This is a genomic window from Okeania sp. SIO3B5, assembly GCF_010692555.1.
Classification (GTDB): Bacteria; Cyanobacteriota; Cyanobacteriia; order Cyanobacteriales; family Microcoleaceae; genus Okeania.
This window is the reverse complement of the sequence record NZ_JAAHHG010000584.1, coordinates 1-6,025: the sequence shown is the minus strand read 5'-3', so window position 1 is coordinate 6,025 and position 6,025 is coordinate 1. Positions and strand designations below refer to the sequence as shown.

Genomic DNA, 6,025 nt, shown 5'->3' with positions numbered 1-6,025 from the left:
TGGGGAACCGCTTAAAAAGGGGGGAAGTGCTTAAAAGTCCCCCTTTTTAAGGGGGATTTAGGGGGATCGTAAATGTACCTCATCTTTATAAGAAATGTTATATAGCTATATAATATTACTCAAGAATTATTCATCTGTTCAAATAACTGTTGAACTGACAAAATAGGCAGACTTGCACCAACAAAATCATCAGCATTACGAGTAATAATAGCATCAACATTCTCAGCATAAGCACAAACTAACTGGACTGCATCTTCAAAGTCTCTCAAATTAGTAGCAAAAGCAGTTTCTAAAATATTACGATTAACGTCACAAATTTCCATTAATGCTAATGTCATAGAAACAGCTTCTCTTGCCTTTTCAATACTTTTGGTTTGTTTTCTAGCAATGTAGAAAATGTTAGTTAAAGTTGTTGCTGTGACATATCCTTCTATTTGATGAAGTCTTAGAGCTTCAAGTAAAGCATTAGCATCATTTAAAAAAGGCTCTCTCTCTAAGAGAAAATCTAGGACAATATTAGTATCTATTAATACCCTCATTTTAAATATTTCTCCACTAGACGTTCTTCAAGCATCGCTTCAACTTCCGCATCAGTTGGAGGTGGGTCATCAGTTTTTGCTATACCTCGGAACTTGTCTAAGAAATCAGGTGGTAACTCTGGACGAGGGCGAAGTTCTCGGTACAAAGAATCTGTAATGGCCTTAAGTAATAACAGGCGATCGCTCACTGATAAATTCAGAGCTTTTTTTCTTAATTCTTGTAGTTCTGACATAATTTTTATTCTTTCAAACGATTATTTTTATCTAAATATTATAGTATATATTTTACTCAAGATTTTAAATATTTCTCCACTAAACGTTCTTCAAGCATAGCTTCAACTTCCGCATCATTTGGAGGTGGACTGTCTGTTTTTCCTATCCCAATCATCCTGTCTACAAAATCAGGAGGTAACTCTGGCCGAGGGCGAAGTTCTCGGATCAAAGAATTTGTAATTGCTTTGAGTAATAACAGGCGATCGCTCACTGATAAATTCAGAGCTTTTTTTCTTAACTCTTGTAGTTCTGACATGATTTTTATTCCTTCAAATTGCTTTGATATAAATATTATAATATGTATTTTTATCAGGATTTTAAGTATTTCTCCACTAAACGTTCTTCGAGCATTGCCTCAACTTCAGCATCATTTGGAGGTGGACTATCTGTTTTTGCTATACCTCGCAAACCTTCTATAGCAGCTTTGAGGTCGCGACGGGGGCGGAATTCTTCGTTCAAAGAATCAGTAATATCCTTGAGTAAAGAGAGGCGATTACTCACTGATAAATTCAGAGCTTTTTTTCTTAACTCTTGTAGTTCTGACATAATTTTTATTCCCTTAAATCTTCTGCTATAATATTAGCAGAAATTATTCTAACTCTATTCCCTAATTATGAGATTTGTAAGTTCTAAACTTGATTATGCCTTTAAAAGAATATTCGGCTTTAATAACATTACAAGAATTTCTGCAACTGCCAGAAACGAAACCAGCAAGTGAATACATTAATGGAGAAATAATTCAAAAACATAAGCCAAAGGGACGACATAGCCGCTTGCAAGGAAAACTCTGTGCTACTATCAATCAAGTCGCAGAAGAACAAAAGATTGCCTATGCTTTCCCAGAATTGAGATGTAGTTTTGGCGGGCGATCGATTGTTCCCGATGTGGCGGTCTTTCGGTGGGAGCGTATCCCTTTTACACCAGAGGGTGAGGTTCCAGACAATTTTGATCTACCACCAGATTGGACGATTGAAATTCTTTCTCCTGAACAAAGACCAAACAAAGTGATAGGTAATATTCTCCATTGTCTAGAGCATGGAAGTCATCTAGGGTGGTTTGTTGACCCAGATGATCTCAGCATTTTGTGCTTACGACACCAAAAACAACCTGTGTTGTGTAGAAGCGATCGAGTCCTTCCAGTTTTTCCCGATTTAGAATTAACTCTCACCGTTGATCAAGTATTTGGCTGGTTAAAAATGGGTTCAAGAATTTAGAATTTAGAATTTAGAATTTAGAATTACCTCTCCTTTAAAAGGGGAGGCTTCATACCACAATTTTTCGGTAATGATTCATTATCAATTTTCCCGTAGGTTGGCTTGAGCTTGCGTTAGCGGAGCTTATCCGGAGGATAAACCCAACAGATGCCCGAAACTCCCTAAGACAATACTTTCGCACAACGCAACAGATACACATTGGTGTTGGGTTGACGAAAGGAAACCCAACCTACAAACTATTAAAAAAAAACGATAACCCCGTAGGGACGTTGCATGCAACGTCCCTACTTTAAAATTTACTGTTGTTGTTGACTTGCTGCTTGCGACTGAGCAACTGCTGCTGCAAATTCTGGATTTTGTTGTAGGTCTTCTGGAACTTCTCTTGCTTCATGTAAACCGATGGTGTTTGACCACTTGGTTTGATTGTTCCATTTGATATTACTAAAGTTGGCACTTCTGAGGTTGGCACTTCTGAGATTAGCACCGCTGAGGTCGGCATCACTGATGTTGGTACCACTGAGGTCAGCACCACTGAGGTCAACACCACTGAGGTCGGAACCACTGAAGTTGGTACTTCTGAGATCGGCACGAGTGAGGTAGGCACTTCTGAGGTCAGTACGAATGAGTTCAGCATTTCTGAGGTTGACATGAATGAGGTCGGCATCACTGATGTTGGTACCACTGAGGTCAGCATTTCTGAGGTCGGCACGAATGAGGTTAGTACCACTGAGGTCAGCATTTCTGAGGTTAGCACCACTGAGGTCGGCATTTCTGAGGTTGGCATCACTGAGGTCAGCACCACTAAGAAAACTACCTACTATTTCCCCAAAAGCACCATTTCCAAGACATTGACTATAAGCAAGAATTCGCAGTAATCTTCTTAGATTAAAATCTTCACCATTAGGTTTACCGCAAGGATAAAAATGCAACTCCTCCCGCAACCCCTCCTGAGACTGCCCATAACGATGCAACTCAAACAACAAAATCATCACATTCAACCCCGTATAAATATCCACCCGACGTTGCCCAGACTCAATACCCCACTGCTGCAACTGCCTCGCCTTCTTCTGAGGTAAAGTTTCCTCAGTCGCCTCAATAAACTTCCCATCACACCAGTCTAGATAAAACCCATGTAACCGCTCAAACAACACCACCAGATCGACCTGACTTTTCACCAACAACGCCATCAAATATTCCACAACCTCCACCGTCAGACTGCCATAAGCAAACAGATCGTAAACCTGCCATTCCAGATCTTCATCAGATACCACATAAGTCTTACGTCGCTTCCCAGTTTTCTCCGTCAAATCTTCCAGACTTTCCACCATCCGTTTTGCACAGAGAAACTCACCAAAACTCTTGTGGAAAAACTCCACCGAATTTTCTGCTGCTGCTGCCGACTTCAGATAAAAGGCAGCCAAAGCATTTTTCAAACCATCTTCTCGCTTGTTTTTCCGAGCATTCTCAATCAAAGCTTGCAAATCCCTATATCCTTGTTTTAGCAGCCGGTCTTCAATCATCTTTATTGCCGCATATTCCCCACCAGACTGCACCACACATAACCCCGCTTCTGCCAACAAAATTTCTAAATCTTCTGGGTATAACTTCGTAATTTCCGGATTAAGATTTCTGCCATCTTCTACTCGCTGCTTCTCCAGCACCCATTCCAATGCTTGCTCATAGACCGAGACTTTCGCCCCACCAACATCAGCAGTAGCAAACATCTCTACTTTTAACTGCTTATCCCGGTGCATTGCAGCAAGCAAATACAACAAAAGTGGCTCCCGTGCCAATTCCTGAACCTGCTTCGGACATTCTTGACTCTGCAAAAACTCCCGAAATTTTTTTGTTTCCTCTTGCGCAACAATAGTCTGCCACTTCTCAAACCACCGTTGCTGAATTTCGTCACTCATCGGCAAAATACTCACCCGCTCTAAATTTGGTGGCATCAACCTTTCAATTCCATAAAGTGCTAAAGGTCTACCTGTAATCAACACCCGATGACCGCGCTCCTTATTTTCTGCTGCCTGTTTCTGAAACTGTGCCACCTGGTCTAAAAACACTTTTAACTCATTACTAGCACCACGTTCCAACAACAATTCATCAAACCCATCCAACAAAAACAGAAATCGAGTATTGTGGTCTGTTAACCAACCACTATCGGTAGTAACAAAATCCCAACCCACTGCATCAGCTAAAGTTTCATCAATATTTGCTGCAAAATTTCTCACATCCCGCAACCGAATCAAAATAGGTGTATAAATAGGATGTAATTCTTGGCGCACCCAGTCGGCAAACATTCGGCAAAATACACTTTTTCCTCTTCCCGGCCCTGCTTGAATAAATAACACCTGTTTGTCTTTGTTTTCATCCAGCAAAATTGTTTTTGCCCACTTCTCAATATTCTGAGGTGTTGCTCTTTCTTCAACCTTCCCATCGGAGTTGACAGGTTTAACTTCTAGTGGTACATAAATCTGTCGAAAAGTGAAATTTTCATCAAATACTTGTTCGTCTGGTTTAGTAGCAATATTCTTCTCTAAATATTTATCAATACTGGCATAAATTTCCAAATCTCCTTGCCACCCATACCCATAAAATCCAGCTAATTTATTAGCATTGTCTTTCACCTCCACCACTGCTTCTTTCATATAACGGTGAGTATTGCGAGAAATTCTTTCAGTAACTATTTTGGCTTGATTTTGAGCTAAACCAGATTCTTTCAAGCGTTTGACCAAAATTTTATCAAATTTTTTCCTCAAAGGTGAATCATAAAAACAAATTAAAGTATCCTTAGCATCTCGGTCATTAAAATAAATTTCTTCATCCAGTTTTTTAATCTGTTTTTGTACCACCTCCGATGCTTCAGTTTCTGTCAGTTTTTCCGATATTTCAGGATGGTCTATTAAAAATCTTCGTAAACTTTCTAAATAAGCCACCTGAGCCACCAATTGTACTTCATCTTCTAAAGTTGGCTCCTGACGAGTTTTGTCAATAATAAAAGTAATAATTCCAGTTGCAATAGGCAAAAAAGGTAAACCCGCCCCAGCAACTTTTCCCAGGGGAGAATTTAACACATCTAAAACAGAATCAATATTTTCAATAAAAGGTTTTAACTCTGAAGTATCCTTATTTTCTTGTAGAGCTTTTGCTATTTCCAAAACCGCCTTAGCAGACTCAACCCCACCTTTAACAGTTTCTGATAAATTCAATTCTATTTCTGTGTTGAGAACTCGCCAAATATTCCGCCAGAGTTTAGTTGCCATAGTTAATATTTCTTCCTTTAATTGTTGCCCAATATATTTGTATATCTACAGTTAAATCTCTGTAAATTCCCGATGTCAAAAAAATTAAGTATAGCAGAAGGAAGTAGGAAGTCCAGTAGTGGATTGTTTCATCTTAAATGGTGCAATAGGAAGTTAGCCTGAGATTGCTTTCCTGACGGAATGCTCCGCAAACACATTTGTTCGCAATGACAAATCTAATGCACAGTTTTAGGTGAAACAGTCCAGTAGGGTGCGTTAGCAAAGCGTAACGCACCGTCGATCGTCTACTGCAACCCAACATCTACCTATTTTTGTTGGGTTTCCTGGTGTCAACCCAACCTACTAGCTCGTCTAGCTTGAAAATGTGGGTAAATTTTAGAAAATATAGACTTCTCCCCCCTTTCCAAGCTATCCATTATAAGCAAAATTCTTTACAAAAGTCCAGTAGTGGACTGTTTCATCTTAAATGTTGCATTAGAAAATGGGGTGATGGGGGGATGGGGTGATGGGGGGATGGGGTGACGAAAAAAGCGCTCTGCACTATTTTAGGTGAAACAATCCAGTAGGGTGCGTTAGCAAAGCGTAATATCATGTCCGGTTGAACAGTGATAAATAAATAACTACGGAGGAGTCAGGAGTCAGGAGTCAGGAGTCAGGAGGAAAGAGGGAAGAAAGAAGAAGAACTGGAGTTGAAGGAGAAAGTTTTTTTATCACTAATTATCCGGACATGATATAA

Annotated in this window: 6 protein-coding genes; 1 reads left to right on the top strand and 5 read right to left on the bottom strand. The window is 39.8% G+C overall.

Annotation, left to right across the window (positions count from 1 at the left end):
- Positions 1 to 119: 119 nt before the first annotated feature.
- The 4 genes from F6K54_RS38740 to F6K54_RS38725 are packed head-to-tail and all read right to left on the bottom strand — an operon-like array spanning position 120 to position 1,358.
- Entirely contained in the window at positions 120 to 539 is a 420-nt protein-coding gene (locus tag F6K54_RS38740; RefSeq protein ID WP_293089466.1) for a putative toxin-antitoxin system toxin component, PIN family, read from the bottom strand.
- On the bottom strand, positions 536 to 772 hold the full coding sequence (locus tag F6K54_RS38735) for a hypothetical protein (RefSeq protein ID WP_293089464.1): 237 nt from the start codon (positions 770 to 772) through the stop codon (positions 536 to 538). The genes F6K54_RS38740 and F6K54_RS38735 overlap by 4 nt, the downstream gene beginning before the upstream one ends.
- Before the next feature lie 56 nt (positions 773 to 828).
- Entirely contained in the window at positions 829 to 1,068 is a 240-nt protein-coding gene (locus F6K54_RS38730) for a hypothetical protein (RefSeq protein ID WP_293089462.1), read from the bottom strand.
- A gap of 53 nt (positions 1,069 to 1,121) precedes the next feature.
- Positions 1,122 to 1,358 carry a hypothetical protein gene (locus tag F6K54_RS38725; protein ID WP_293089460.1) on the bottom strand — a complete coding sequence of 79 codons (237 nt, stop codon included), beginning with the start codon at positions 1,356 to 1,358 and terminating at the stop codon, positions 1,122 to 1,124.
- Positions 1,359 to 1,453: 95 nt separating this feature from the next.
- Between F6K54_RS38725 and F6K54_RS38720 the strand changes: the two genes are divergently transcribed.
- Positions 1,454 to 2,026 carry a Uma2 family endonuclease gene (locus tag F6K54_RS38720; protein ID WP_293089458.1) on the top strand — a complete coding sequence of 191 codons (573 nt, stop codon included), beginning with the start codon at positions 1,454 to 1,456 and terminating at the stop codon, positions 2,024 to 2,026.
- Between the two features lie 296 nt (positions 2,027 to 2,322).
- On the opposite strand, the gene F6K54_RS38715 is transcribed toward F6K54_RS38720, so the two are convergent.
- Positions 2,323 to 5,289: an NACHT domain-containing NTPase gene (locus F6K54_RS38715; RefSeq protein ID WP_293089456.1), complete on the bottom strand. Its 2,967-nt coding sequence runs from the start codon at positions 5,287 to 5,289 to the stop codon at positions 2,323 to 2,325.
- Positions 5,290 to 6,025 lie beyond the last annotated feature (736 nt).